Here is a 24,287-nt window from a genome sequence, read left to right on the forward strand (position 1 = left end):
GCCGCTAGGGTCTTAAAGACCCTCGCTCGACTTGCATGTATTAGGCACGCCGCCAGCGTTCGTCCTGAGCCAGGATCAAACTCTCCAATAAAGTTTGGAAAACTGACCAAAAACGATACTAGCAATGTGAGTCGATTTCTATCCGATTTTCAAAGAACAAATCTCACAACGAATCCTACTTCGTTCTCTCTCCATTTTCTATTTCGGAGGGGAACGTTTAATAATATAGCACAGATAAAAAAACAATGCAACAGTAAATTTAAAAAAAATATTCACAAAGTGTCAGCCGAGAATAAACGCAACAGAATGAAAATGCTTGTTCAACTTGATACTAACATTATAAACAAATATGAATCATTGCGAAGGGAACCTGCCTATGTTGCGTGTTGTCAGTTATAACATACACAGTGGTAGAGATCTGTTCTGGCGAAAGCGGCTAGCAGAGATGATGATCCTGCTCCGTTCGCTCAATGCCGACATCATCGGGTTGCAAGAAGTGCACGAAAACAGTAAATACGGCTTCCAGGCACAGAAAATCGCCGAACATCTTCAATATCACTATATATTCGCCCCCACGTTGCCGGTTGCCGACGGTTATTACGGCAACGCCTTGTTCACCCGGATTCCGATAGCCGAAGCAAACTGCCGCCTGCTTCCCGCGAGCAAAGAACCTCGCAGCTTGCTTAGCGCTTCACTGCCGTGGCAAGGACAAACCATCGAAACCTGGGTCACCCACTTAAGTTTAAGCGCAAAAAGCAGAAAGACCCAATTAGCGGTAATCGAAGAGCAGTTGCGCAGCCAAACATCTCCTGTCATCCTGTTGGGCGATTTTAATACACAAACGCCTTCGCTTCCCGCCCATTTGCTGGATTGCGCCCAAAAAAAAGAGCGTCATACACTCCCGACGCTCAGCCCTTTTCCCAAAAGGATTGACTTTATTTATGTAAGTCCTCAATGGGAAGTTGTCGATTATGAAGTGATCAAGGTCGCATTGTCCGATCACTATCCTTTGCTTGCTACACTAAAACTGACTCAACCGCCAACTGTTGAAGGATAAAGTCTTTCACATCAATGAGCCTTGCCGGTTTTTTGAAAGGATGGGCAGCGCCGACGACAACTAACGGGATAAGCGAATCCTGACGATGAAGAGAACCATGGCTGCCCCCTCCAAGATGGGTTGGCGAGTACTCGGACAAAAATTCATACCCTGGCGCTGCTGTAATCACAATCATTTCGGTCTCTTGCGAATACAGCGATCCATATAAACGGGCCAAACCATCCGGATAATTGGCATAAAAAAGCACCCCTTCTTCATTGAAGTGCAAGTCAAGCGCCTCTCTTTCCCCTTCAATCGTCCATGCAGATCGGTAAATATCCCGGATTGCCCCGCCTTTTTTATATCGGAGCCGCTTCCTGTTTTCCCCGTTGTAGACATTTACCCAACCCTGCTCTTTCCAGGCAATGATGTCAATACGCGGATCCGCTTCCAGCCTGTTGATCACTTCGCCGCTAATGTCTGGCTGCAGCGGATACAGATAAGTCATTCGCTCATTATTGCAAATGACGAGTTGATCATCATCGCGAACCGGTTCGCCAAGCTTGTAAATACGCAAATCAGCCAACAATTTGTCCAGTGAGATATTGTGCCGTTCATCGCGGCCGATCTTTGTCTGTCCATGATCACTGATTAAAAGAATGACATTCTTTTCCACCACTTCATCCCATGTTTCAAATGAGTCCAGGAACCGCACCAACTGTTGATCCACCTGGGCTAAATGGTTTACAGCCTGATCCGGGGAAACATGCAGTTTATGATCGTTGTCAGGAAGATAAATACAGGTGCAATCGGGCTGCTTACCACTGCGGATCACTTCTATTAAGACATCGATGGCATACATATCATTGATGCCAAAACGGGACGGCATGGAATGAGACCAACTCCAGTTGATGGGCCGGAAAATGGAGGGCTTGACGAATGTCCCGACACTCAAAATCTGCGGACCGCTGATGGTTCGATGGAGTTGAAAGCTCGTCAAGACGTCAACCAAAAACGGCAGCGCCGCTTTATGCTTCTCCTTGCCGCGGTGGGCGATGACATTAATCGAGCCGGAAACAAGCCCCCGTTCCTCCAGTTCTTCATGAACGGTTTTCACATTTTTGCTCAGATGTGATTCGTTCAAGTCAAAAAGAACATTGGTTGCACATTGTTCCACACCTATCCGATAAACCGGGAGAAACCCGTTTAAGTAATTGACAATTTTTTTTGAAGCCGGATCAAACCAGACCAGACCCGGTACTTTATGTTGGTCGGGATACACTCCCGTAATCAAGGAACAGTCCACCGAAGCGGTCATCGTCGGAAAAGCGGTGACACAGTCGGAAATGTATTGCCCTTTCTCTACCAAAAATTTTAAAGCGGGTGCTTTGTCTTCGGCGATACACTGGTCAAGCACCTCCGGCATCATTGAATCGATTAGGAATAGAAGTACCTTTTTCATATCCTTCCATCCTTCCTGTCCGCGTGATAAGTTCTGCTCGTCTTAGTGTAGACTCTCCTCCTCCATCTATTCCTGAAAAAAACTCCCTTGCCCGTTACAGGCAAGGGAGAAGAAAGCCGGTTAAGGAATGGTGATGATCGTCTGATTGCCAATTTTTTGCCAGCCGATTTCCTTATGCTGCGCCAAGTATGATTGGATCGAGGTGTATCCTTCTTTTGGCAAGGACTGGTCACCGGTAATGCTGGACAACACCGAATTACGCATCGTCGATCCCGCCGTGTCTTCTTTAAAAATTTGCTCCAGGATCGGGAACTCCACCCCGTTAATCTGTGTGCCATCCTCGGATTCGCTTAGTACAAAACGCTTCACATCGAAATGTTTCAGCCCGGCGATAACTTGGCCGACATAATCTTCCACTTCGATATCGGGTTGCAAGCCAACATGATTGACCACCATATGATTCGGAGTAAAATATTCGTTCAAGGTGATCTTTAAGGCATCGCCGTCAGTCAACGGAATAATTTGCTGGGCACTGCCCTTGCCATACGTTTTCGTGCCAACCAATCGGGCGATGCCGTGGTCGCGCAGTGAGCCGGACAACAGCTCGGAAGCAGAAGCGGTATTCTCATTGACCAAAATGATCACCGGATAGTTGACTTGGCGACCGTTGTGCACCCATGTTTGCATTTCCACCCCATTGCGATCGGTGGTGTACATCAGCAGACCGTCTTCCATGAACAGGCTGGCGATATCCCGCGCAGCTGTCAAGTAGCCGCCCCCATTGTCCCGCAAATCGAAAATCAACGCTTTCATCGGAGTCTGACTGTTTGTCAGTTTTTGCAACTGATCACGCACTTGTGTCGCCGCATCCGAGCCGAACGTCTCCAATTTAATGTAGCCGATGTTATCGTTGAAAAGCGTGCCTTCCGCTTCCGGAATCGACAGGCGAGCCCGCTTCAGCCTTATTTGTTTTTCCGCGCTTTCTTTTTCCCGATAGATGCGCAGCACAGCCTGGCTTCCTTCCGGCCCTTTCAACAAATTCAGGGCATCCTCCAGACTTTTTCCGCTCAGATCGATATCATCAACGCCCAAAATCTGATCGCCCGGCTGAAGTTCCGAAGCCGCCGCCGGAGAATTGGGAATAATCTCGCGGATCAGCAAACGATCATTTTTGGTGCTCAGACGGAAGCCAAATCCAACCATCTGGTTTTCCACGCTGTCGGTAAATTTGCGCAACTCCTCTTCGGTAAAAAATACGGTATGCGGATCATCGAGAGTCGACAGCATCCCGTTGATCGATTCCGTCAACAGAAACCGCGGCTCCAAATCGTATTGATTTTGCCAGCTGGAAAGCCTTGCTTCCAGTTCGTCCAAAGTGTCATCGGTCTTAGCATAAGTCAGTTCCTGTTTTTTTGTTTCGTTGACTTCCTCACGAACATGGGCAAGCGCCCCTTGAACCAATTGCGATTCCGCCGGACGGCTCAAATGATTTTCGTGCAGAAGCTGAAACACCTCGTCCAATTCCAAATACGGATTTTGCGTCTCGGCATATCCCGAGGTCGTCCCGAAAAGCAAGGTGAAAGCAACACCCAGTATGATTCCTCTCAAGCATTTCATTTCTCTTCACCCGCCTGTTCGCTGATCGTGGCCGGAATGACCATTTTCACTTGATCGTAATCGCCGTAAGTTTCCTGACCGGAATACGCGGCATATTCATTGCTGTCGTAAACCTCTTCATATCGCCAAATATGCCGGACAACGAATCCGCTGCGCCGATCTACATAGTATTTGTTCACGTACATCGGCACCCGCTTGATCCGCGCCGAATCGAATTCGATTGAGTCGGCGGACTTGACCAGCTTGTCGCCGGGAATCCACTCCGTTATCACATCATATGAGCCAAACGATTGTTGCAAGTAGCGGGCACCCAATTGCTCGGCGCGCTGCTCAACCGATTGAGATTCGACCCATTCATGCAAATAATCAAAGGAACCTGTTTTCGTTTTCGTCCATTTCTGCTGTTCAAAATCATAGGAATATTGCACGTTGTTTCGGTAATCATCGTAAGTTTCCAGTTTTTCCTTGACCAATTTGTACGGTGATTGGAAAAAGCCGGTCGTATGGCTTGCTTTTGTTTTCTCATCAAAGACCTGCGTATAGTGGAACAAATAGCCGCTCAACGTTGATTCTCCGGTAACCTTGTATCCTCTGACCGCTTCCGTGCGTTTGAGCGCATACGCGAGATCGCGGATATAATCCGGCTGCTTTTTCAAACTGTTGAGTTCGTCTGCCAACGTGATCAAGAGTTGCTTGCGGTCCGGTTTCAGCCGTTTGCCGGCATTGTCCAATACTTCTTCCGCTTCGCCCAGCCGTCCTTGGTTGGCCAAATAATAAACGGTATTGATCAATCCCGCGTCAATTTCCGTCAATTGCTGATAATGCGCCAGAGCTTTGTCCATTGCCCCGCTTTTCATCTCCAACGCCGCTATGTAAATGGCCCACTGTTGCCACTCTTCAGACCCTTGTTTCATCTTTTGCTCGTAGCCGTAGAGCCGCGGCAACGTCTGTTCATAAATTTGCGGATCGGTGTATTCGATTTGCAGACAAATGTCATACACATTGGCCATCAGCAGTTTGAGCGTTTCCGGAATGACAATTTTGTCAGCGTAGTAGGCGTCAATCGCGGCAATCGCCTCGTTCAAGTTTTGCGACAAATCGGTGTCCGGATTCCAGCTTAAATAGTAATGAATGCCGACCTGATTGGGGTAGCCGGCTTTCCCCAACGCTTCCAGACGACGGTAAGTGTCCGGATTGTCCATCTGATTGCTGACTGCCGTGACGCTGTCCAGAAAAACTTTGTCATCCCCGGTCGAGTTTTTCAAATACCCGTAAAACAAAGGGAAAATATTCTCGATATAGGGAACTTGCGGAAATTTCTGGCCGTCGTAATCAAGCAGCGGCAGCACTTCCCCCTGTTCCAGATAGGCACTGACCTTATCGGCAAGCACCGCAGCATCGGCGCGTGTCAGCGGTTTGCTTTGATTGCCATCCAACCAGCCACGCTCACTGAGAATTTGCAACGCCTTTTTTTCCGGAGCAGCAGTGACGAACATTTGGATTAAATTCGCACTTTCCTGCCAGGTGATTGGCTGCTCCGGATGGAACTCCTTGCCGGGAAAAATGTTTTGGATTGCCTGCGGACCGTATAAACGTTCCAGAACGACGGAAACGCGCAAGATTGGTTCATACATCCAGGTCAGTCGATCGACGTCCCGATAAGGCAAGTAAGGTTCTTCCGTCCCGTTTGTTTCCACCAAATGATCAGCCCCCGAAGTAAGCGTCAGACTGTACAATTGGTCTTGGCCCAAGGTAAAGAGACGATCGAGCAGCGTCAAAAATTCGGCCCGCGTCATCGGCCGTTGCGGAAAGAAACGCGGATTCTCTTTTCCGGCGACAAACAAGCCTTTTTCAACGGCGCTGACAATTTCCTTTTTCGCCCAATTCTTGCTGATATCCGTATAAGGCAACCATTGGACCGCAGCCTGGGTCGGCATCGCAGTCCACAGCAATGTCCCGCTCAGCATGACCGATCCGGCAATTTTGGCCATTCTCTTTGTTCTGTTTTTGTTAGACAAGGATTCTTCCGCATTCATCACAGTAAACCAGTCCCTTTCCCCTTCTCCATTCGCTCATCTTGCTCAGTGAAAGCGGCATAAAGCAAACCGTGCATGAATTGTTTCTCACTTCCGCCAACGGGTTTGCCTTGTTCTCAGCGATCCGGTAATACTGAGCCAGCGCCTCTCCGTCAAGCTCCTGTTCCCATTGCACGATTTCAAACGATTTTTGTTGAATCGTCTGTTCCGCTCGCAACGCCTCTTTCTGATGGGAGGCTGCATAACGGTCCCTTTCATTGTTGGCCATCCATAATTCCTGTTCCAGCAACAGCTTGGCTATCTCCTCATCCGGAGTTTGCGGAGCAGGCACCGCTGCCAACTTTTCCGTCAGTTGCTGAATCAGCTGATCATGCTGTGCCAGGCGGTTTGCGTACTCTTCCCGCACCCGTTCCGCCTGTTTAACCGCTTCTTTTGCCTGATGCCATACCAATAGACGCTTCGCCATCAACATCCGTTTCCACCTCTCCTAGACAAATTGAAACGGATCGGTATGTTCCACTGAGGCAAACACTTCTGTTTGATAACCGCCCGCAGCCAATCGTTGCCCCAAATATTCGGCCAATTTGCGCTTCATGATTTTCTCGATGTTATGGCCGGCATCGATCAGTTTCAGCCCATCGGCCATCGCGTCATGGGCCGTATGGTAATAAATATCGCCGGTTATCAACACATCTGCTCCGCGAAAAGCCGCTTTTCCCACAAAGGAATTACCGTCACCGCCGACAATTGCCACTCTTTTTACCAATTCATCCATTTTACCAACGACGCGCAGCCCGCGCAAATCAAAGCGGCTTTTGACCAACTCGGCCAGACTCCGCAGCGTAAGCGGTTCGGGCAGCTTGCCGATCCGGCCGATACCCAGTCCGGCCCCCTTCAATTCCAACGGATAGATGTCATAAGCCACTTCCTCGTATGGATGGGCTTTTTTCATCGCCTGGATGATCGACGTTTGCTTGGATGCTGGAATAACGGTTTCCAAGCGAATCTCGTCCACCCGCTCCAGTTGTCCGGTCTTGCCGATATAAGGCGACGTTCCTTCCTCCGGCAAAAATGTTCCCGTTCCGCTCAGTTGAAAGGAACAATGGCTGTAATTGCCAATCTGCCCGGCGCCGGCAGCCATGATCGCTTCAAATACAGCATCGCGATGAGCGGCAGGTATGTAAACGACCAATTTCTTCCACCGGTCCTCGTGAATTGCCTCCAACACCTCAACATCTTGCAAGCCGAGCTCTTCGGCCAACCAGTCATTCATTCCCCCGACAGCAACATCGAGATTCGTGTGCGCCGTGTAAACCGCAATGTCGTGTTTGAGCAGTTTTTCGAAAAGCCGTCCGGCAGCCAAATCGGTTCGCAAATGTTTCAGCGGCCGATAAATGACCGCATGGTGGGCAACAATCAAATCAACGCCTTGAGCGATCGCCTCATCGACCACCGGTTCCAAAACATCAAGCGCAACCATTACTCTTTTGACCGGTTTCTGCAATGTCCCGACATGCAGGCCAATCTTGTCCCCTTCCATGGCCAGCGATTTTGGCGCTAGCTGTTCGACCCATTGAATGATGGTTTGTCCGTTTGCAAGCATTGCACTACCTCCTCTATCCATTGAAGCTCGCGATTGACCTCGTCGAGACGAAGCTTTGCTTCCTCCCGGCTCGATTGCTGGAGCTGTTTGGCCACATATTGCAGCTTTTGCTGTTCCGCCTGCCACTTTTTCCGCAGAGCGGCCGAATGTTCCCGCCATAAAAAGGGGCCGATCCGGATTAATTCTTCCACGGTGCGGTCCTGACCCGTGTAAGGAACGAGCGGGTCCCCCGGTTCCGCAACCAAAATTTCATAAATGATCTGGTCTTCTTCCATAATCGTTTCGGCCACGAGCTGCCAACCATTGTGAATCAGCCAGCGCCGCACTGTATCCGCTCCGACATTCGGCTGTAAAATCAGCCGGGAAACGCCATCCAGTTTATCCTTGCCCGCTTCCAGAATGGAGGCAATCAACTGCCCCCCCATCCCGGCGATACAAATTACATCCACTTCTTGCGGGGCAAGTACGGCTAATCCATCACCTTTGCGAACGGTTGCCCGCTGATGAAGCTGTAAATTATCTATTTGTTTTTTCGCAGCTTGGAAAGGGCCTTCATTCAGTTCACCTGCTATTACATAAGAAGCCGTCCCGCTCGTCAGCAAAAAGGCGGCGAGCAAGGCATGGTCTGAACCGATATCCGCTACTTTTGCCCCTTGCGGACAATAGTTGGCGATCGTCTCTAACCGCTTGGAAATCATGATCGACGTCATTTGCAGCATTCTCCTTCCGATACCCTTTATTTTACCCTATTCGCCTGGCAAATCCCAACAAACAAAAACCGAGAAAAATCCCGAGCATACGAGCCGAATAGGGATTTTTGCGGAATTTCGGAGTCTCCTCCGTCAGCGGTAAACTCCCTGCCACGCCTGATGAAGCCGTCTGACGGCCGGCTCGATCTCGCTTAGTTCCATACCGGCAAACCCCAACAAGATCCGATTGACCCGGCCGGCAGATCCTGTGGAAAAAGCCAGTGCATCATAGACACGAACACCTTGTTCCAACGCCAGGCGGACCAACTCAGCTGCACTCTGCTCGCTGTCAACTTCGATGCCAAGATGAAGACCAGCATCCTGCCCGACTATTTTGACACGGGCATCCATCACTGTTTTCAGCGCTTCCAACAGGCGGGCATGTTTCTTTTGATACACCATCCGCAAGCGCCGGATATGGCGCTCCCATTCGCCTTCTTGCATAAACAGTTGCAACGTCCGCTGATGAAATCGCGACGCTGTTTGTTCATAATGGATCAGTTGCGTCCGGTACAAGTTCAATAACGGGGGCGGCAACACCATATAACCAACGCGAATGCCCGGGAGCAAAACTTTGGAAAAAGTCCCGATATAGACTACGTGGCGCCCTTGCCGGTCAAGCCCTTGCAGGGAAGGAACCGGTTTGCCCCGATAACGAAATTCCCCGTCATAGTCGTCCTCGACAATAAAGCCGTCAACCGCTTCCGCCCATTGCAGCAGCTTCAACCTCCTGGCGATCGGCATGACGATTCCTGTCGGATATTGATGAGAAGGCGTGATGTAAGCTGCCCGCACGCCGCTCTGCCATAGTTGCTGCACATCCAGACCTTCTTCATCCAACTCAATCGGAATATTTTGCAAACCTAGATGCTTGCTGACAAATTGCACAGCCTGATACCCCGGCTGTTCAAAGCCGATTTGCTTGAGTCCCAGCACCGTCAGCATCTGGCAAAGCATAGAAAACAACGTTTGCGTTCCTGCACCGATCACAATTTGCTCTGCCGTGCAGTTGACCCCTCTGGCGTGGCGCAGATAATCCGCCAGTTCTTCACGCAGGCCCGCTTCACCTTGCGGATCGCCATAACTATAGAGCGATGGGTCATTCATCGACCGTTGGCTGAGCTTTCGCCAAACCGTCAGCGGAAATTGGGCGGGATCAAGTGTCGATAGCTTGAAATCATACAAGATCGGCTGGGTTGGCGCCTCTTGCTTCTTGTTTCGCAAGCTCGGCCGATCCGTTGCACGGCGGTCCAGCAATTCTGCTGCCAGTTCCACGGAAAAATAGCCGCTTCGCTCACGACTTTCCACATAGCCCTCAGCCAACAGTTGCTGATAGGCCAGTTCGACCGTGATCTTGCTGACGCCAAATGGCTGGCTGATGCACGGATCGAGGGCAGACGGGTACCGGGCGTAATCCGGCCGCTGTGAATCTCCTGTTTCAAATATTGATAAAGCTGCAGATACAGCGGAATTTCTGCATGTTTTTGCAAGTGCACAGTAATTTCCAGCATAGACCCTCCATCTGTCCTTAACAAAAATACGAAAATTGTCCATTGGGAACCAGTCAATTATGTTCTATAGTAACCTACAAGACCCAAACCGAAAAGGAGCGTTTCTGAACGATGATGCCAATCCGCTTAACCCAACGCACTTGCACCGATCCGCAACGAATCGAGACGTTTTTGCAAACAGCCAGAGTCGGCCATCTCGGTCTGATCGACAAGAACGGCCCATATGTCGTGCCGCTCAATTTTGTTTGGTGGAAAGAGTCTATTTATTTCCACGGAGCGGATTCCGGCCGCAAAGCGGCAATCCTCGCCAGGCAGCCTGATGTCTGTTTTTCCGTCTGCGAAGAGTATGGAACGGTCGCCGATCCTGTCCCGGCCCATACCGATACCGCCTATATGAGTGTGATCATCTTCGGGACGGCCTCCTTGGTCACGGATGTTTCCGAAAAACGTGATGCCCTGCAGCAGCTGTTGGATAAGCACGTCCCCGGTTATTTTTCGTCCCCGCTCGCCGCGTCGCATGTCGAAAAGTACCGGTCTTCCCGGAATAGCCCGGCGGTTGTTTACCGCATCAAGCCGACAGAGCTCACCGCCAAGGAAAATGCGGCCGACACCGCCTCTCTCTTTTATCCCGGGCGAACGGCCGCAGCTGATTTAAACCGCAGTTAACTCTGCACGCAGCAAAACAAAAAAAGGATCTGGAGCGATGGCCAGATCCTTTTTTTGTTTTTCGGCGGAAGTCACAAACGCAGCCAGCCAAACCAGTATTTTCGCGTAAAGAAGAAGAAAACCGCTCCCAGAAACACTTTCAAAAACAGAAGCAATTGAATGACATCCGTCTTCGCTGCGGGTATGTATAAAGCTTCCACTTCGGACCCGAAGAAGAACAGCAAGCCGCAAATCGCCAACACGCCGGCCAGCTGCTGATTGCGTTCATTCCAAAGGAAGCCCAGTCCCAGCATCAGCAGCGCAATCGGCACCCAATAAAGTTCCACTTTCCACCAGCTGAAATCGGCCGCCAATCGATCGGACACGGCCAGACCGTATATCATGGCCAGACCGAGGAACCCGCAATACAGCAGGTAGCTGTAGCGAAAAAACAAGCCGTTGACGAGCCACAGCAAGCAGACGATCGTCAAAAAGCCCAACAGGACGCCCGTCCCATACCCCAGGGAGCGCAGCAAATAAACGCCGCCAATAATCAGGATCAGAAACGAACCGCCGAGTCCAATATGCCCGAGAATCGGCAGCGATCGGCGGAAAATAACCGCCATCAAGTAAAAGATCAGCGCAAAAATGGAAAAGATCGCAATTTGCATTGGCGTACTAAAATCGCTAAAATGAAAAGCAGATAAGATCATTGCCGCTATGAAACAGGCGCCCGCAAACCAAGCAAAGATCAGCTTCCATGATACGCTGATTCCAGCGCTTCCCGCATGGTTGGCTGTTCCGGACGTCAGTCGCTCGGTACCGTATGCTGCCGTTCCTGTATGCGCTTTCTTGGCGATTGTGCGAGCTGCGTCGCCAACCGGGCGTTCACCTTCTGTATAGAGATTGAGTAAAAATATACAATAATGTTCAGGAATCAAGTTATTTTTACGCCAAGTTTCAATTTCTGCAATAATAATCTTCTTCCGTTGATCATTCAATGGTCACTGCCCTCCTTGAGCGCATTCATGTCCGAAAAGGAACATCCACGAAAATACGAAAGCGCCTTTCGAACAACCGGATACAAAAGAAAAAGCCTACGCAGTGACTGACTCCGCCAGAACGTAGGCATTCATCTCTATTCTAATATCGGCTATTCGAGGAAATCTTTTAAGCGTTTACTGCGGCTCGGATGCCGTAATTTCCGTAGGGCTTTCGCCTCAATTTGGCGGATGCGCTCTCTGGTTACACCGAACACTTTACCTACTTCTTCCAACGTCCGTGTCCGTCCATCATCCAACCCAAACCGTAACCGAAGCACATTCTCCTCGCGATCGGTCAACGTATCCAGTACATCTTCCAACTGTTCCTTGAGCAGCTCGTAAGCGGCAGCATCAGATGGTTCCAAAGCATCCTGGTCTTCAATGAAATCGCCTAAGTGCGAATCATCCTCTTCCCCGATCGGTGTTTCCAATGAAACCGGTTCCTGGGCGATCTTCATAATTTCCCGCACTTTTTCCGGAGTCAGATCCATTTTTTCGGCGATCTCTTCCGGCATTGGCTCTCGACCGAGTTCTTGCAATAACTGGCGGGAAACGCGAATCAGCTTGTTGATGGTTTCCACCATGTGCACCGGAATCCGAATCGTCCGAGCCTGATCGGCGATAGCCCGCGTAATCGCTTGACGAATCCACCATGTGGCATATGTGCTAAATTTGTAGCCTTTACGGTAGTCAAATTTTTCCACCGCTTTGATCAAACCCATGTTTCCTTCTTGAATCAGATCCAGGAAGAGCATTCCCCGACCTACATACCGTTTGGCGATACTGACAACCAAGCGAAGGTTTGCCTCGGCAAGGCGCCGTTTTGCTTCTTCATCTCCTTGCTCGATACGCTGCGCCAACTTGATTTCCTCTTCTGCGGAAAGCAGAGGAACACGCCCTATCTCCTTAAGGTACATCCGCACGGGATCATTGATTTTAATACCGGGTGGCACAGAGAGATCGTCGAAATCAAATTCGTCAGCTTCCTCATCCTTGATCATCATTTCGTCATCGTCGTCGTCTTCCTCGTTTTCGTTCGTTACCTCTACTCCCTGGTCTCCCAGGAATTCGAAGAACTCGTCGATTTGATCAGAATCCTGCTCAAATCCGGAAAGACGTTCCATAATTTCCTTGTAGGTGAGAATACCACGTTTCTTTCCTAACTCGACCAATTGTTCTTTCACTTGTTCAATGGAGATTCCTTCCATATCTGAAGTGATGTTTTGCTTGTTCATCTACTATCCCTCCTTCCCCGGGAATGATCTGATGCTACCCTCTCTTTAAAGCATTTTCCAATTCAAGAATCTTCATCCCTACGACGGCAGCTTGAATTTCCAGTTGCTTGCGCACATCCTCTGATTCGGCACTTGCTGCTTGTAAGTTCAGCATTCGCTGTTCTTCCCGCAAACGATCCAATTCGGTGCGCATCGGGTAGTTATTTACTTGTTTGATGTAGTCACCGATCGCTTGATCAGATATGTCTTCCTTCCACTCCATCATGGCCAATCCCGAGGCTAATTGCTTTAACTTTTCATCTTCCAGATAGTGTATAAATTTTCCTGTGTCTTCCGGATACCCTTCAGCATAATAGGCGTACAAAAAGGCGGCCAACGCATCATGTTCGTCAATCTGGAAGCTGGCTTTGCACTCTCTTTGTACGCGATCAGCGATATCACGGCTGCGCATCATGTAGTAAAGCAGCATTCTCTCTGCTGTATGATGCGCTGGAGCCAGCGATTTTGTGACCGTAAATTTGCCATTATTTATACTATTATTCCATGCTGGCGTTACTTTATCCCTGTGCTGATTACTTTTTTGCTGTTTATAGACCTTGCGCGCCTCTGACTTGATCGCGTCCAGCGACAAGCCAAAATCCTCCGCCAGCTGTCGTTCGTACAAATCACGTTCAACCGGGCTATCCAGTTCGGAAATGATGAGAAGAGCCTCTTGTATAAAACGAGCCTGATCTGTCTCATCGTTTAATACGCGATTGCCTCGTAAATGTTTCAGCCGAAATGCGGTAACAGGCATCGCTTGAAGCAAAACTTGCTGTGAAAACGCTTCTGCACCATGCTGTTTCAAGTAATCATCCGGGTCCATTCCCTGCGGCAACGGAGCGATTCGCACTGTACAACCAGCCTGATGCAAAACTTGAATCGCTTTTGCCGTCGCTTCTTGACCGGCAGAATCGCCGTCGTAGCAGATGGTGACTTGTTCGGCATTTCGCCGGATGATTCTCGCCTGCTGTTCGTTCAGCGCTGTTCCCAAGGTAGCTACCACCTGGGAAAATCCCGCCTGCCAGGCCGAGATTACATCAACATACCCTTCAAACAAAATGGCCTGTTTTCGCCTTCGGATAGAGGCTCGCGCACGATGCAAATTGAACAAGGTGGCACTTTTGTTAAACAAGATGCTTTCCGGGCTGTTTAAATATTTAGGATGCCCCCCGTCCAACGCTCGTCCGCCAAAAGCGATTACTTCCCCCTGTGAATTGTGAATCGGAAACATGACTCTTCCGCGAAACCGATCAAAAATGCGTCCACCTTCATTTTTGGCCAGCAGGCCCGCTTCCACCATTTGCTCGAGATCAAACTGCCGCCTTTTCAGAAACTGTGTGATAAAATCCCAGGAATCCGGAGCAAAGCCAAGCTGAAACTCCTTGATCGTTTGCTGGGAGAACCCTCTTTTTTGCAAATACTTCACCGCTTCTGTTCCATACGGGGTTGATGTCAAGACATAATGGTACATTTGGGCAACTTGCGAATACGCTTCCAGCATCTTCTGCTTGGCCGACCGTTCAGGGGACTCATTTTCCTCCTTCAGTTGCGGAACGGTAATACCGGCTCGTTCAGCCAGTTTGTGGAGCGCTTCAGGAAAGGTCAACTGCTCGATTTTCATCAAAAAAGAAAAAACGTCTCCACCGGCGCCGCAACCAAAGCAGTGAAAAAACTGTCTTTCTGCGTTGACATTGAAGGATGGGGTTTTCTCCGAGTGAAAAGGGCAAAGCCCCACCAACGCCCGGCCGCTCTTTCTTAGTTGCACATACTCGCCGACAATATCAACGAGGTCAACAGCTGACCGAACCTGACGCACGATCTCCTCAGAAGTTTGACCAGCCATCACTTTTCACCTTTTTCATGTAAAGATGAAAAAATAACAAGGAAATAGATTTCGTCATTTTTCATCAAATTCCTGCTTCCAACGGCATTATTTTTTTAAACTTAAGCATTTCGTGTCCGAAATTGCTTGAAGAGATCGCTGCACTTCTTACTTTTCCACAGAATACTCTCCATTAAACCTTTTGCTTCAAGCCTCCTAATCATTCTACAAAATACGTCAAAATTCCTTCTAATGTCCTATTTTCTTTCCAGCATTTTATTTTTCCGGATCAACTCGAGAATAATGTTGGCCGTTTCTTCCACCGCCTTGTTGGAGACGTCAATGACCGGGCAACCTAACCGCTCCATAATTTTCTTGGAATAAACCAATTCCTCATTGATCCGTTCGATGGTCGCGTAGTTCGCTTGAGCGGTCAATCCCAATGCTTTTAGTCTTTCCGTGCGAATTCCGTTCAATTGCTCAGGATTGATCGTCAGACCGATGCAACGTTGTGGAGGCAACTGAAATAGTTCTTCAGGAGGATCTACTTCTGGGACCAAAGGTACGTTTGCTACTTTCAGCCGTTTGTTGGCCAGATACATCGACAAAGGTGTTTTTGAGGTTCGCGATACGCCGATCAGAACGACATCGGCGCGCAGCAAACCGCGCGGATCACGTCCATCATCGTACTTGACGGCAAATTCAATCGCATCGACCTTGCGGAAGTATTCCTCGTCCAGCCTTCGCACCAAGCCCGGTTTTCCGGTCGGCGGAACCTGCAAGTTCATTTGCAGGCAATCCAGCAGGGGCCCGATGACATCAATGCTGGGAATGCCGGCTGCTGCAGCCTGCTGGGCGATGTAGGTCCGCAATTCGGGAATAACCAGCGTATAGACAATCATAGCGTCGGATTCTTTGGCCGATTCGATCAGCTCATCGATTGATTCCTTGTCTTCGATGTACGGATACTTTTGAACATCGATCGCGAAACGATCAAACTGACTGGCGACTGCCCGGACCACCAGTTCCGCTGTCTCCCCTATCGAATCGGAGACGACATAGATGAGTTGCCCTTGCTTGCTATTTTGCATCTCTTCTCCTCCTATACTTCCGACTCTTCGCCCAGTTCGACAAACGCTTTGGCAATGGTCGTCTTGGTGATTCTGCCAAGCAATTCAAATTGCCGGGGGTCCTGTTCGCTTTCGCGGACAACGGGCAGGGAGTCAATCTGAAAATCGATCAGCTTTTTGGCCGCGGAGTAAAGGCTTTCTCCCGGCAAACATGTAATGATATTGGGCATGCGCGACATGATGATGCTCACTGGCATTTCTTCCAATGCCTTGTTGCCGATTGCGGCTCGCAGCAAGTCTTTTCGCGAGACGACGCCGACCAACAGACCTTTTTGATTCACCACAAACAAGGTGCCTACATCTTCGAGAAAGAGCGTAACAGTCGCATCGTAGGCTGACGCAGACTCCTGCACGACGATGGGCAAAGCTTTGTAGTCATTGACCAGCAACTTGTGCAAACGCTCACTGATCACCGAGTTCGCCTTTTTACCCGCGTAAAAATAACCGACACGGGGCCGCGCATCCAAGTAACCTGACATCGTTAAGATGGAGAGGTCAGGTCGCAAGGTGGCACGGGTTAAATGCAGACGTTCGGCAATCTGCTCTCCTGTAATCGGTCCTTCCTCTTTGACAATCTGCAATATTTGTTCTTGACGCTTGGTAAGTTCGATGACGAATCACCACCGGTTTCTCGCTTTACTATCCCTAGTATTACTCTATAGGCGTGTATTTTCCTGCTTTTTCACGAAAAATAGTAACGCCTCCGTTAAACTCGGAGGCGCTTTTTTAAACTTAGGCGAAAACGATTTTGGTAAAATCAGCGAACGCGTAAATCCGATTTGCGATCATGCGCAGCATCGCCAGCCGGTTTCGCCGGATTTGTTCATCTTCCGCCATGACCATCACCTGATCGAAGAAGCGTTGAATCGGTTCCCGCAACTCCGCCAGTTTTTCCAGCACGGCAGGGAACTCCCCTTGCTGCCAGAGAGGCTCAACCTCTTGGGTCACTCGCCGGTATGCTTCGTACAGCTGTTGTTCCGAAGCTTCAACCAATCGATCCTGAGCAACTTGGTCACTGTCCGCTTTTTGCGCCAAGTTATACACGCGGTTAAATTGTTCGACAGTCCATTTAAATTCTTCCGCCTGCACGGCAATCGCCAACGCTTTGGCCCGTGCCACCAAATTCGGCACGAAATGAATGTCTGTGGCAAGCACGGCATCGATCAAATCGTAGCGAATTTCTTCTTCTTGCAGCAGAGTCCGCAAGCGGAGGATGAAGAATTCGGCCAGATCGTGTTTGACTTCTTCAGCGGAGCGCTTGCCCACTCCTTTTTCCTGATAACTGCCAATTGCAATTTGCCACAGCTGTTCCAATGACACGTTCCAACCGCGTTGATGCAAAATATGAATTACGCCCGTTGCCATCCGACGCAAGCCGTACGGATCTTGGGAACCAGTCGGAATGATTCCGATCAGGAAGCAACCGGCGATTGTATCCAGCTTATCGGCGATGCTGACAATCGCCGCTTCCGCCGAATCCGGCAGATCGTCACCGGCAAAACGCGGCAAATAATGCTGTGATACCCCGCGAGCGACCGACTCGCTTTCGCCCGCTTTCCGCGCGTAATCCTCACCCATGATCCCTTGCAGTTCAGGAAATTCGCCGACCATATTGGTCACCAGGTCAAATTTGGCGATTTCCGCAATGCGATCGATCGTTTGTTGCTCTTGCGGGCCATAGGCCAGCAATTTGGCGATTTCCCCGGCATTGCGGCGAATACGTCTGACCTTGTCTCCGATTGTTCCCAACTCTTCATGGAAAACAATGCTCTCAAGACGTTTCAAGCAATGCTCAATCGACAGTTTTTGATCTTCTTCATAGAAGAAGCGGGCATCGGACAAACGGGCGCGCAGCACTTTCTCGTTCCCTTTCGCCACGTTCTCCAATGCATGTGCATTTCCGTTTCGCACCGTGACAAAATGATTCAATAACTGGCCCGCTTTGTCCTCGACAGGGAAGTAGCGTTGGTGTTCGCGCATCGAGGTGATCAGCACTTCTCGCGGGATGGACAGGAAGGCCGGGTCAAATGAACCAAACAATACCGTCGGATATTCGACCAGATGGACAACCTCATCCAACAACCCTTCGTCTACCGGAATATGCCAGCCTTTCTCATCAGCAAGCTCGCGCAACTGCTTGACGATTTCCGCCTGCCGCTTTTGCGGATCGGCGATTACAAATTGCTCGGCCAGTTTCTGTTCATATTGGTCCGGTGTCTCAATCGCTACTTCTTGTCCAAGGAAACGGTGCCCGCGCGTGATTCGGCCCGCTTTCACCCCGGCTACTTCCAGATCGATGACTGCCGATCCGAACAAAGCCACCAGCCAGCGAATCGGCCGGGCATAACGCAATTCATGCGCACCCCAGCGCATATTTTTCGGGAAGTTCATCCCGGTGATCACTTCGTTTAATGCCGGCAGCAGCTGAACGGTTTCTTTTCCAGCTTCACGCTTGCGGGCAAAAACATATTCTACCCCGTTGACCTCTTTCAGATACAGTTCTTCCGGTTCCACACCGTTGCTGCGGGCAAATCCGAGCGCCGCTTTCGTCCATGCGCCGGTTTCATCCTGCGCGATTTTTTTCGCCGGTCCTTTGGCTTCCTCATCGCGATCCGCCTGCTTTTCCGCCAAACCGGCGACGATCAGGGCGAATCGGCGCGGCGTTTCATACGATTGAATCCGCTCATATTGCAGCCGTTCGGCTTGCAGCCATTTTTCCACTTTTTCCTGAAACTGCGCCGTCGCATTGGCGACAAAGCGAGCAGGCATTTCTTCCAGACCGACTTCCAGCAACAAATCTCGTTTACTCATGTGTTGCCACTCCTTTCTTCAACAAAGGGAAGCCCAACCGTTCCCGTTCTGCATAATACGTTTGCGCCACTTCCCGGGCCAGATTGCGCACGCGGGCGATATAGCCGGTGCGTTCGGTCACGCTGACTGCTCCACGCGCATCGAGCAGGTTAAAGGTGTGGGAACACTTCAAAACGTAATCGTATGCCGGGAAAACGAGATGTTCAGCCATGGCCCGTTTTGCTTCTTTTTCATAGGTGTTGAACAATTGGAACAACATTTCTGTATCGGATACTTCAAAAGAATATTTGGAATGCTCGTATTCCGGCTGTTTGAACACATCGCCATACGTGTAGCCATTGACCCATTCCAGTTCAAACACGTTTTCTTTTTCCTGGATGTAGGAAGCAAGGCGCTCCAGACCGTAGGTAATTTCCACCGCGACCGGTTTGCATTCCATGCCGCCGACCTGTTGGAAATAAGTAAACTGGGTAATTTCCATGCCGTCGAGCCAAACTTCCCAGCCAAGTCCCCATGCACCCAGACCCGGGTGTTCCCAGTTGTCCTCGACGAAGCGGATATCGTGCTCCAGCGGCTCAATGCCAAGCTGCCGCAAGCTTTCCAGATAAAGCTCCTGAATGTTGTCCGGCGACGGTTTCATGATCACCTGGAACTGGTGATGCTGATACAGCCGGTTCGGATTTTCGCCATAACGGCCGTCGGCAGGGCGGCGCGACGGTTCAACATAGGCTACATTCCACGGTTCCGGCCCGATGCTGTGCAAAAAGGTCATTGGGTTGAGCGTGCCCGCGCCTTTTTCCACGTCGTACGGCTGGACAATCAAGCAATTTTGTTTGGCCCAATAGTTTTGCAACGTTAAGATAATGTCTTGGAAAGTCATCTTCATGGGACAATCCACCTCCTGAGTTTATTGGCAGTCTTGGATATTAAAAAACCTCCCGCCTCTACACCAGCCTTTAGCTCGTGTAGGGACGAGAGGATTTCCCGCGGTTCCACCCTACTTGACCAGCGTCTTGCCAACGCTGTGTCCAACTTTCAATCAAACAATATGCTCCGGAACGCCTTTTCACCGGCATTGCTGTCGAGCTTGCACCCTCCCCGACTCGCTTGGATAGCAAGAGACCGATTACTTTTTTCCATCACCGCATCTATGAAACTAATGGTCCTATCATAGCGAAAATGTTCCAGAATGTCAACGTGTCCCGTCGCCCATCCGTTCCACCTGCTCCAAAAACGAACGGGTTTTCAGATGCAGATCAAGGTGCTGGTCAAAAAAACTGCGCAGCACATGTCTAAGCTGCGTTCGGGTTGCCGGTTTCACATCGATTTCTCCCAAACGTTCCAACTCGAACAACTGAAACAGCCGCAACAGCTTCCAGGCAGCCGGCGTTACGGCAATCGCGTAGGGATCAAGCGTAGCGCACTGCGGGCACAACAAGCCCCCTTGGGTGACACTGATTACATAGGGCTCCCGTTCCGCACCGCAATTGCTGCATCCTTGCAAATGGGGGCGTATTCCCGCCACGATCAGCATTTTGCTCTCAAAAATTCGGCAAAGAATCTCTGGGTCCTTGCCTTCATTCATATAATGAAACGTCATCGCCAGCAGTTCAAACAAATATGGATTGGCCTCCCGCTCTTGGGTCAGCCTGTCCAGCAACTCGGCCATATAAGCCGCATAGGCCGTATGTAACAAATCCTGGCGCAAATCGCGATAAGATTCAATCACTTCCCCTTGCGACAAATCCGGCATCCCGCTGCCCGGACCGGTCTTGCAAAGGTAATAGGCATGACTAAAAAGTTGTGACACGGCAATAAGGCGGCTCTTGGTCTTTTTTGCACCACGAGCCATGATCCCTATTTTGCCGTGTTCCCGGGTAAAAACCGTCAAAACTTTGCTCGACTCCCCGTAGTCAACGCTGCGTATAACAATTCCTTCCCATTTTACAAGCATGCTTGCGACTCACCCAGTTCATCTGGGGCGAGGTCTGCTTCTTCATCCTTTGTTGTGGAAATCTGGCTGTGTTCGCAGTAAAGAAGGTAAGCATGGATGTCACCGGTTGAAGCAAAATAATGCCATGAAAAGTCCCGTAACATAAAGCATCATCCTTTCTCAAATCGGCTTGATCCACTTCCTTATTTAGAATCACCCTCGCCCACTTTTCTATGCCTTGGAAAAATTGACACGTATAAACGCGTTGCTACTGTTCGTCATGGAAACCAAAATTGCGCAGCAAGCGCTCCTGATTGCGCCAATCCTTCTTCACCTTGACCCATACTTCGAGGAAGACCTGTTCGCCCATCAAGCGCTCGATATCTTGTCTGGCCCGGCTGCTGATCTCCTTCAGCATGCTGCCTTGCTTGCCGATCAGAATCCCTTTTTGCGAGTCCCGCTCGACATAGATCGCGGCATATATATACAACGTTCGGCCGTTTTCTCCCCGCTTCATCTCTTCTACCGTAACAGCGATCGAGTGAGGCACTTCCTCTCTGGTCAAGTGCAGCACCTTTTCCCGAATCAACTCGGCAACGATAAAGCGCTCCGGATGGTCCGTAACTTGTTCCGGCGGATAATACATCGGCCCCTCTTCCATCTCGTCAAAGATCGACTGGACAAGCGCGCTCGTATTGTTGCCTTCCAGCGCGGAAATCGGCACGATCTGCTTAAAGCCAAGCAGCTGCCGGTAATCATCGATAATCGGCAACAACGCCTCCGGATGGACTTTGTCAATTTTGTTGATCACCAGAAAAACCGGCGTCTTCACCTGTTTCAGCCGCTCGATGATGTAGTCATCCCCGGCGCCCCGCTTTTCCGTGGCATCGACAACAAACAAAATCAAATCCACTTCATTTAACGTATTCTCAGCCACTGACACCATGTAATCGCCCAATTTCGATTTCGGTTTGTGAATCCCCGGGGTGTCGAGATAAATAATCTGGCCTTCCTCCGTCGTATGTACCGCCGTAATTTTATTGCGCGTCGTTTGCGGTTTATTGGACATGATCGCGATTTTCTGGCCAACGATATGGTTGAGCAGTGTTGATTTTCCTACATTGGGCCGGCCGACGATCGCGACAAAGCCCGATTTGAATGCAGTCTTCTTCGTTGTTTGCTTATCCACGCAAATCCTCCTTGGTGAAAGCGCCCGGCAGCAGAGCTGAGACCGTTGTTTCCTCGATGACCCCGTCCGTGTTGGCGAGAATGACTTTCATATCCGGCGGGCACAATTCCACCATCACCTGGCGACAGGCTCCGCAAGGCGGAACCGGAACCTTGGTCTCGGCAATGACGGCCAGCGCTTTATAGTTTTTATCTCCTTCCGAAACAGCTTTAAACAAGGCGGTCCGTTCCGCGCAATTGCAAAGCGGATAGGCGGCATTTTCAATATTGCAGCCGAGGTACACCTTGCCATCTTCGGTCAATAATGCGGCGCCTACCGCAAATTTGGAATACGGCACATAAGCCAGCTTGCGAGCTTGTTCAGCCTTTTCCACCAATTCATGATCTGTCATGTTTTTTATCCCCCATTTCCCATTTTCAGTATGTCCAAGTTTTCCCGATCAGCTATCTGACTGGAGACAAATGCTTGACGGGGAGGCGACGAAAAACCAGACCCGCCACATTCAGACAAGTCCGGCTTTTTGCCTCCTGTTTCCGTACTGCAGGCAAGCACTAACTGAACAGCCAGTTAGCAATTTTCTGCCAAAGCGGGGGGACGAAGATCACCAGACCGATGATCGCGGAAAACAAAGCGGCGATCAAAACGGCCGCCGCTCCTGCATCCTTCGCCACCTTTGCTTTCGGATGATACTCTGTCGTCAACAGATCCACCGTCGCCTCAATCGCTGTATTGACCAGCTCCAACGAAATGACAAGGGCGATACATCCGAGTACAATCAACCATTCATACCGAGAGATTTGCAACCACCAGCCAGCCAGCGGAACAAGTCCGGCAAACGCCAGATGGATGCGCATATTTGGTTCCGTTCGGATTGTCCGGATGACTCCGGACCAGGCATACGCGACACTTTTTCGAAAGCGGAGCCATTCGTTCAACAAGATCTCCTACCTTGTCAAGCCGATCTTCGCCAACACTTCCTCCTGCCGTCCAAACATCTCTTTCTCTTCTTCGGCTGTACCGTGATCATAGCCGAGCAAATGGAGAAATCCGTGGACAGCCAGAAAGCCCATCTCACGCTGCAACGAGTGTCCATACTCCTCTGCCTGCTCCTTCGCTCTTGGCACGGAAATAATGATATCCCCCAGCATGTTGGGAAAATCGGCCAGTTCTTCTTCCTCAACAAAAATTTCCGGTTCACCTTCGCCCGTTTCATTCATCGCAAACGAAAGCACGTCGGTCGGCCGGTCAACCCCGCGGTATTGCCGATTCAGCTCATGGATGCGCTCATCGTCGACAAGCGTAACCACGACCTCGCCGGATACTTCCTCCAGTTCGGCAGCGGTTTGCAAACATTTTTCCATCAGCGCTGCGATTTCGTCGTCGATTGTTTCTTCCTGAATGATCTCGATTGTTAACACGCTAATTGCTCCTCATCATTTTTGAAATTCGGCCTGTACTTCGTCTTTGGCGTAAGCCTGAATAATTTTTTGCACCAGGCTGTGGCGAACGACGTCAGACTCTTGAAAGCGGATAAACGCAATCTCCTTGATTGGAGCCAAAATTTGCTCCGCAATTTTCAGACCTGACTTTTTGCCTTTTGGCAAATCTATTTGCGTAACGTCTCCGGTAATGACCATTTTCGACCCAAAACCAAGACGGGTTAAAAACATTTTCATCTGTTCGGAAGTCGTATTTTGCGCCTCATCAAGAATGACAAAAGAATCTTCCAGGGTACGCCCGCGCATGTAGGCAAGCGGAGCGACTTCAATCGACCCGCGTTCCATCATCTTGGCCACCTGTTCGGTTCCCAACATGTCGTAAAGCGCATCGTACAGCGGACGCAGGTACGGATCCACTTTTTCCTGCAAATCCCCCGGCAGGAAGCCAAGGCTCTCCCCCGCTTCCACAGCAGGTCGCGTCAAGACAATTCGTTTGACTCGTCCCGTTTTCAAGGCTTGGACGGCCATGACCACAGCAAGATAAGTCTTGCCTGTACCTGCCGGACCGATCCCAAACACGATATCCGAACGTTTGATCGCCGACAAATAGTGACGCTGGCCCAAAGTTTTGGCACGAATAATCTTTCCACGCTGTGTACGGGCCACTTCCTCGTCATACAGATTGAGCAGCTGTTCCGTTTCTCCTTTGTCTACGAGCTGCATTGCATAAGCGATGTCCCGCTCCGAGAGCGTAATGCCGCGGCGAACCAACTGCAGCAGAGTTTCCAGCAAATCAGCAAGCTTGTTCACTTCTTCCTTTGCCCCGCTAATCACCAATTCTCCGCTTCGCGTACTGATTTTTGCAGTCGTTTTCGCCTCAATCTGCTTCAAATATGCGTCGTGAGGACCGAACAGCATGAGTGCTTCCGATGCATCTGCAAACTGGATCTTTACCTCTTCTTGTACGTGCAACAGGCTTCCATC

General features: G+C 50.1%; 23 protein-coding genes, 1 rRNA gene and 1 pseudogene. 2 read left to right on the plus strand and 23 right to left on the minus strand.

Annotated features, from left to right (window positions below):
• Positions 1-91, minus strand: a 16S ribosomal RNA gene (locus JOD01_RS07025); the annotation flags it as partial.
• A 285-nt stretch (positions 92-376) separates the two neighbouring features.
• Between JOD01_RS07025 and JOD01_RS07030 the strand changes: the two genes are divergently transcribed.
• Positions 377-1,057, plus strand: a complete 681-nt coding sequence (locus JOD01_RS07030; RefSeq protein ID WP_204517563.1) for an endonuclease/exonuclease/phosphatase family protein — start codon at positions 377-379, stop codon at positions 1,055-1,057.
• Here the strand turns inward: JOD01_RS07030 and JOD01_RS07035 are convergent.
• The 8 genes and pseudogenes from JOD01_RS07035 to JOD01_RS20090 all read right to left on the minus strand — a co-directional run.
• Complete coding sequence (locus JOD01_RS07035; RefSeq protein ID WP_204517564.1) at positions 1,017-2,498, minus strand: alkaline phosphatase family protein; 1,482 nt, start codon at positions 2,496-2,498, stop codon at positions 1,017-1,019. The two genes, JOD01_RS07030 and JOD01_RS07035, sit on opposite strands and share 41 nt — an antisense overlap.
• 120 nt (positions 2,499-2,618) lie before the next feature.
• Complete coding sequence (locus tag JOD01_RS07040) at positions 2,619-4,115, minus strand: S41 family peptidase (protein ID WP_204517565.1); 1,497 nt, start codon at positions 4,113-4,115, stop codon at positions 2,619-2,621.
• Positions 4,112-6,106, minus strand: coding sequence for an S-layer homology domain-containing protein (locus JOD01_RS07045; RefSeq protein ID WP_204517566.1), 1,995 nt, complete (start codon positions 6,104-6,106; stop codon positions 4,112-4,114). The genes JOD01_RS07040 and JOD01_RS07045 overlap by 4 nt, the downstream gene beginning before the upstream one ends.
• 19 nt (positions 6,107-6,125) lie before the next feature.
• Complete coding sequence (locus JOD01_RS07050; RefSeq protein WP_204517567.1) at positions 6,126-6,623, minus strand: C4-type zinc ribbon domain-containing protein; 498 nt, start codon at positions 6,621-6,623, stop codon at positions 6,126-6,128.
• Positions 6,624-6,638: 15 nt separating this feature from the next.
• The gene (locus JOD01_RS07055) at positions 6,639-7,754 is read right to left on the minus strand and encodes a Nif3-like dinuclear metal center hexameric protein (protein ID WP_204517568.1); all 1,116 of its coding nucleotides are present in this window, start codon (positions 7,752-7,754) and stop codon (positions 6,639-6,641) included.
• The gene (locus JOD01_RS07060) at positions 7,709-8,464 is read right to left on the minus strand and encodes a tRNA (adenine(22)-N(1))-methyltransferase (protein ID WP_204517569.1); all 756 of its coding nucleotides are present in this window, start codon (positions 8,462-8,464) and stop codon (positions 7,709-7,711) included. The genes JOD01_RS07055 and JOD01_RS07060 overlap by 46 nt, the downstream gene beginning before the upstream one ends.
• Before the next feature lie 132 nt (positions 8,465-8,596).
• Positions 8,597-9,826: a MocR-like pyridoxine biosynthesis transcription factor PdxR gene (gene pdxR / locus JOD01_RS07065; RefSeq protein WP_476695686.1), complete on the minus strand. Its 1,230-nt coding sequence runs from the start codon at positions 9,824-9,826 to the stop codon at positions 8,597-8,599.
• A 95-nt stretch (positions 9,827-9,921) separates the two neighbouring features.
• A pseudogene (locus JOD01_RS20090) lies at positions 9,922-10,014 on the minus strand (hypothetical protein); the annotation flags it as partial.
• A gap of 111 nt (positions 10,015-10,125) precedes the next feature.
• Between JOD01_RS20090 and JOD01_RS07070 the strand changes: the two are divergent.
• On the plus strand, positions 10,126-10,680 hold the full coding sequence (locus JOD01_RS07070; protein WP_204517570.1) for a pyridoxamine 5'-phosphate oxidase family protein: 555 nt from the start codon (positions 10,126-10,128) through the stop codon (positions 10,678-10,680).
• 71 nt (positions 10,681-10,751) lie between these two features.
• On the opposite strand, the gene JOD01_RS07075 is transcribed toward JOD01_RS07070, so the two are convergent.
• The 14 genes from JOD01_RS07075 to JOD01_RS07140 all read right to left on the minus strand — a co-directional run bounded on the left by JOD01_RS07075 (position 10,752) and on the right by JOD01_RS07140 (position 24,275).
• Positions 10,752-11,660, minus strand: coding sequence for a hypothetical protein (locus JOD01_RS07075; RefSeq protein WP_204517571.1), 909 nt, complete (start codon positions 11,658-11,660; stop codon positions 10,752-10,754).
• A gap of 152 nt (positions 11,661-11,812) precedes the next feature.
• Positions 11,813-12,937, minus strand: coding sequence for an RNA polymerase sigma factor RpoD (rpoD, locus tag JOD01_RS07080; protein WP_204517572.1), 1,125 nt, complete (start codon positions 12,935-12,937; stop codon positions 11,813-11,815).
• 34 nt (positions 12,938-12,971) lie between these two features.
• The gene (gene dnaG, locus JOD01_RS07085; protein ID WP_204517573.1) at positions 12,972-14,822 is read right to left on the minus strand and encodes a DNA primase; all 1,851 of its coding nucleotides are present in this window, start codon (positions 14,820-14,822) and stop codon (positions 12,972-12,974) included.
• A 236-nt stretch (positions 14,823-15,058) separates the two neighbouring features.
• Positions 15,059-15,892 carry a pyruvate, water dikinase regulatory protein gene (locus JOD01_RS07090; protein WP_204517574.1) on the minus strand — a complete coding sequence of 278 codons (834 nt, stop codon included), beginning with the start codon at positions 15,890-15,892 and terminating at the stop codon, positions 15,059-15,061.
• An 11-nt stretch (positions 15,893-15,903) separates the two neighbouring features.
• Entirely contained in the window at positions 15,904-16,542 is a 639-nt protein-coding gene (ccpN, locus tag JOD01_RS07095) for a transcriptional regulator CcpN (RefSeq protein ID WP_204517837.1), read from the minus strand.
• A gap of 121 nt (positions 16,543-16,663) precedes the next feature.
• Positions 16,664-18,742 carry a glycine--tRNA ligase subunit beta gene (gene glyS, locus JOD01_RS07100; RefSeq protein ID WP_204517575.1) on the minus strand — a complete coding sequence of 693 codons (2,079 nt, stop codon included), beginning with the start codon at positions 18,740-18,742 and terminating at the stop codon, positions 16,664-16,666.
• Complete coding sequence (glyQ, locus tag JOD01_RS07105; protein WP_420829075.1) at positions 18,735-19,622, minus strand: glycine--tRNA ligase subunit alpha; 888 nt, start codon at positions 19,620-19,622, stop codon at positions 18,735-18,737. Before glyQ ends, glyS begins: the two co-directional genes overlap by 8 nt.
• A 312-nt stretch (positions 19,623-19,934) precedes the next feature.
• Entirely contained in the window at positions 19,935-20,696 is a 762-nt protein-coding gene (recO, locus tag JOD01_RS07110; protein ID WP_204517577.1) for a DNA repair protein RecO, read from the minus strand.
• The gene (locus JOD01_RS07115) at positions 20,687-20,839 is read right to left on the minus strand and encodes a YqzL family protein (RefSeq protein ID WP_204517578.1); all 153 of its coding nucleotides are present in this window, start codon (positions 20,837-20,839) and stop codon (positions 20,687-20,689) included. The genes recO and JOD01_RS07115 overlap by 10 nt, the downstream gene beginning before the upstream one ends.
• A 104-nt stretch (positions 20,840-20,943) precedes the next feature.
• Positions 20,944-21,864 (minus strand): GTPase Era, encoded by a 921-nt coding sequence (gene era / locus JOD01_RS07120; protein ID WP_204517579.1) that lies wholly within the window; start codon positions 21,862-21,864, stop codon positions 20,944-20,946.
• The gene (locus tag JOD01_RS07125) at positions 21,857-22,255 is read right to left on the minus strand and encodes a cytidine deaminase (protein WP_204517580.1); all 399 of its coding nucleotides are present in this window, start codon (positions 22,253-22,255) and stop codon (positions 21,857-21,859) included. The genes era and JOD01_RS07125 overlap by 8 nt, the downstream gene beginning before the upstream one ends.
• Positions 22,256-22,415: 160 nt before the next feature.
• Positions 22,416-22,799 carry a diacylglycerol kinase family protein gene (locus JOD01_RS07130; protein WP_204517581.1) on the minus strand — a complete coding sequence of 128 codons (384 nt, stop codon included), beginning with the start codon at positions 22,797-22,799 and terminating at the stop codon, positions 22,416-22,418.
• A gap of 9 nt (positions 22,800-22,808) precedes the next feature.
• The gene (ybeY, locus tag JOD01_RS07135; protein ID WP_204517582.1) at positions 22,809-23,282 is read right to left on the minus strand and encodes an rRNA maturation RNase YbeY; all 474 of its coding nucleotides are present in this window, start codon (positions 23,280-23,282) and stop codon (positions 22,809-22,811) included.
• Between the two features lie 15 nt (positions 23,283-23,297).
• Positions 23,298-24,275, minus strand: coding sequence for a PhoH family protein (locus tag JOD01_RS07140; RefSeq protein ID WP_204517583.1), 978 nt, complete (start codon positions 24,273-24,275; stop codon positions 23,298-23,300).
• Between the last annotated feature and the right edge of the window lie 12 nt (positions 24,276-24,287).

This window comes from Brevibacillus fulvus (genome assembly GCF_016908525.1).
Taxonomy (GTDB): domain Bacteria; phylum Bacillota; class Bacilli; order Brevibacillales; family Brevibacillaceae; genus Brevibacillus_G; species Brevibacillus_G fulvus.

Excerpts from the sequence above, each read along its gene's own strand:
- glyS (WP_204517575.1), bottom strand. The coding sequence starts at position 18,742 with ATGAGTAAACGAGATTTGTTGCTGGAAGTCGGTCTGGAAGAAATGCCT.
- JOD01_RS07040 (WP_204517565.1), bottom strand. The coding sequence starts at position 4,115 with ATGAAATGCTTGAGAGGAATCATACTGGGTGTTGCTTTCACCTTGCTT.
- JOD01_RS07055 (WP_204517568.1), bottom strand. The coding sequence starts at position 7,754 with ATGCTTGCAAACGGACAAACCATCATTCAATGGGTCGAACAGCTAGCG.
- JOD01_RS07050 (WP_204517567.1), bottom strand. The coding sequence starts at position 6,623 with ATGTTGATGGCGAAGCGTCTATTGGTATGGCATCAGGCAAAAGAAGCG.
- JOD01_RS07070 (WP_204517570.1), top strand. The coding sequence starts at position 10,126 with ATGATGCCAATCCGCTTAACCCAACGCACTTGCACCGATCCGCAACGA.
- dnaG (WP_204517573.1), bottom strand. The coding sequence starts at position 14,822 with ATGGCTGGTCAAACTTCTGAGGAGATCGTGCGTCAGGTTCGGTCAGCT.
- JOD01_RS07090 (WP_204517574.1), bottom strand. The coding sequence starts at position 15,892 with ATGCAAAATAGCAAGCAAGGGCAACTCATCTATGTCGTCTCCGATTCG.
- JOD01_RS07030 (WP_204517563.1), top strand. The coding sequence starts at position 377 with ATGTTGCGTGTTGTCAGTTATAACATACACAGTGGTAGAGATCTGTTC.
- JOD01_RS07035 (WP_204517564.1), bottom strand. The coding sequence starts at position 2,498 with ATGAAAAAGGTACTTCTATTCCTAATCGATTCAATGATGCCGGAGGTG.
- recO (WP_204517577.1), bottom strand. The coding sequence starts at position 20,696 with ATGCTTGTAAAATGGGAAGGAATTGTTATACGCAGCGTTGACTACGGG.
- JOD01_RS07060 (WP_204517569.1), bottom strand. The coding sequence starts at position 8,464 with ATGACGTCGATCATGATTTCCAAGCGGTTAGAGACGATCGCCAACTAT.
- glyQ (WP_420829075.1), bottom strand. The coding sequence starts at position 19,622 with ATGACTTTCCAAGACATTATCTTAACGTTGCAAAACTATTGGGCCAAA.
- rpoD (WP_204517572.1), bottom strand. The coding sequence starts at position 12,937 with ATGAACAAGCAAAACATCACTTCAGATATGGAAGGAATCTCCATTGAA.
- JOD01_RS07045 (WP_204517566.1), bottom strand. The coding sequence starts at position 6,106 with ATGGCCAAAATTGCCGGATCGGTCATGCTGAGCGGGACATTGCTGTGG.
- JOD01_RS07125 (WP_204517580.1), bottom strand. The coding sequence starts at position 22,255 with ATGACAGATCATGAATTGGTGGAAAAGGCTGAACAAGCTCGCAAGCTG.
- JOD01_RS07115 (WP_204517578.1), bottom strand. The coding sequence starts at position 20,839 with ATGTTACGGGACTTTTCATGGCATTATTTTGCTTCAACCGGTGACATC.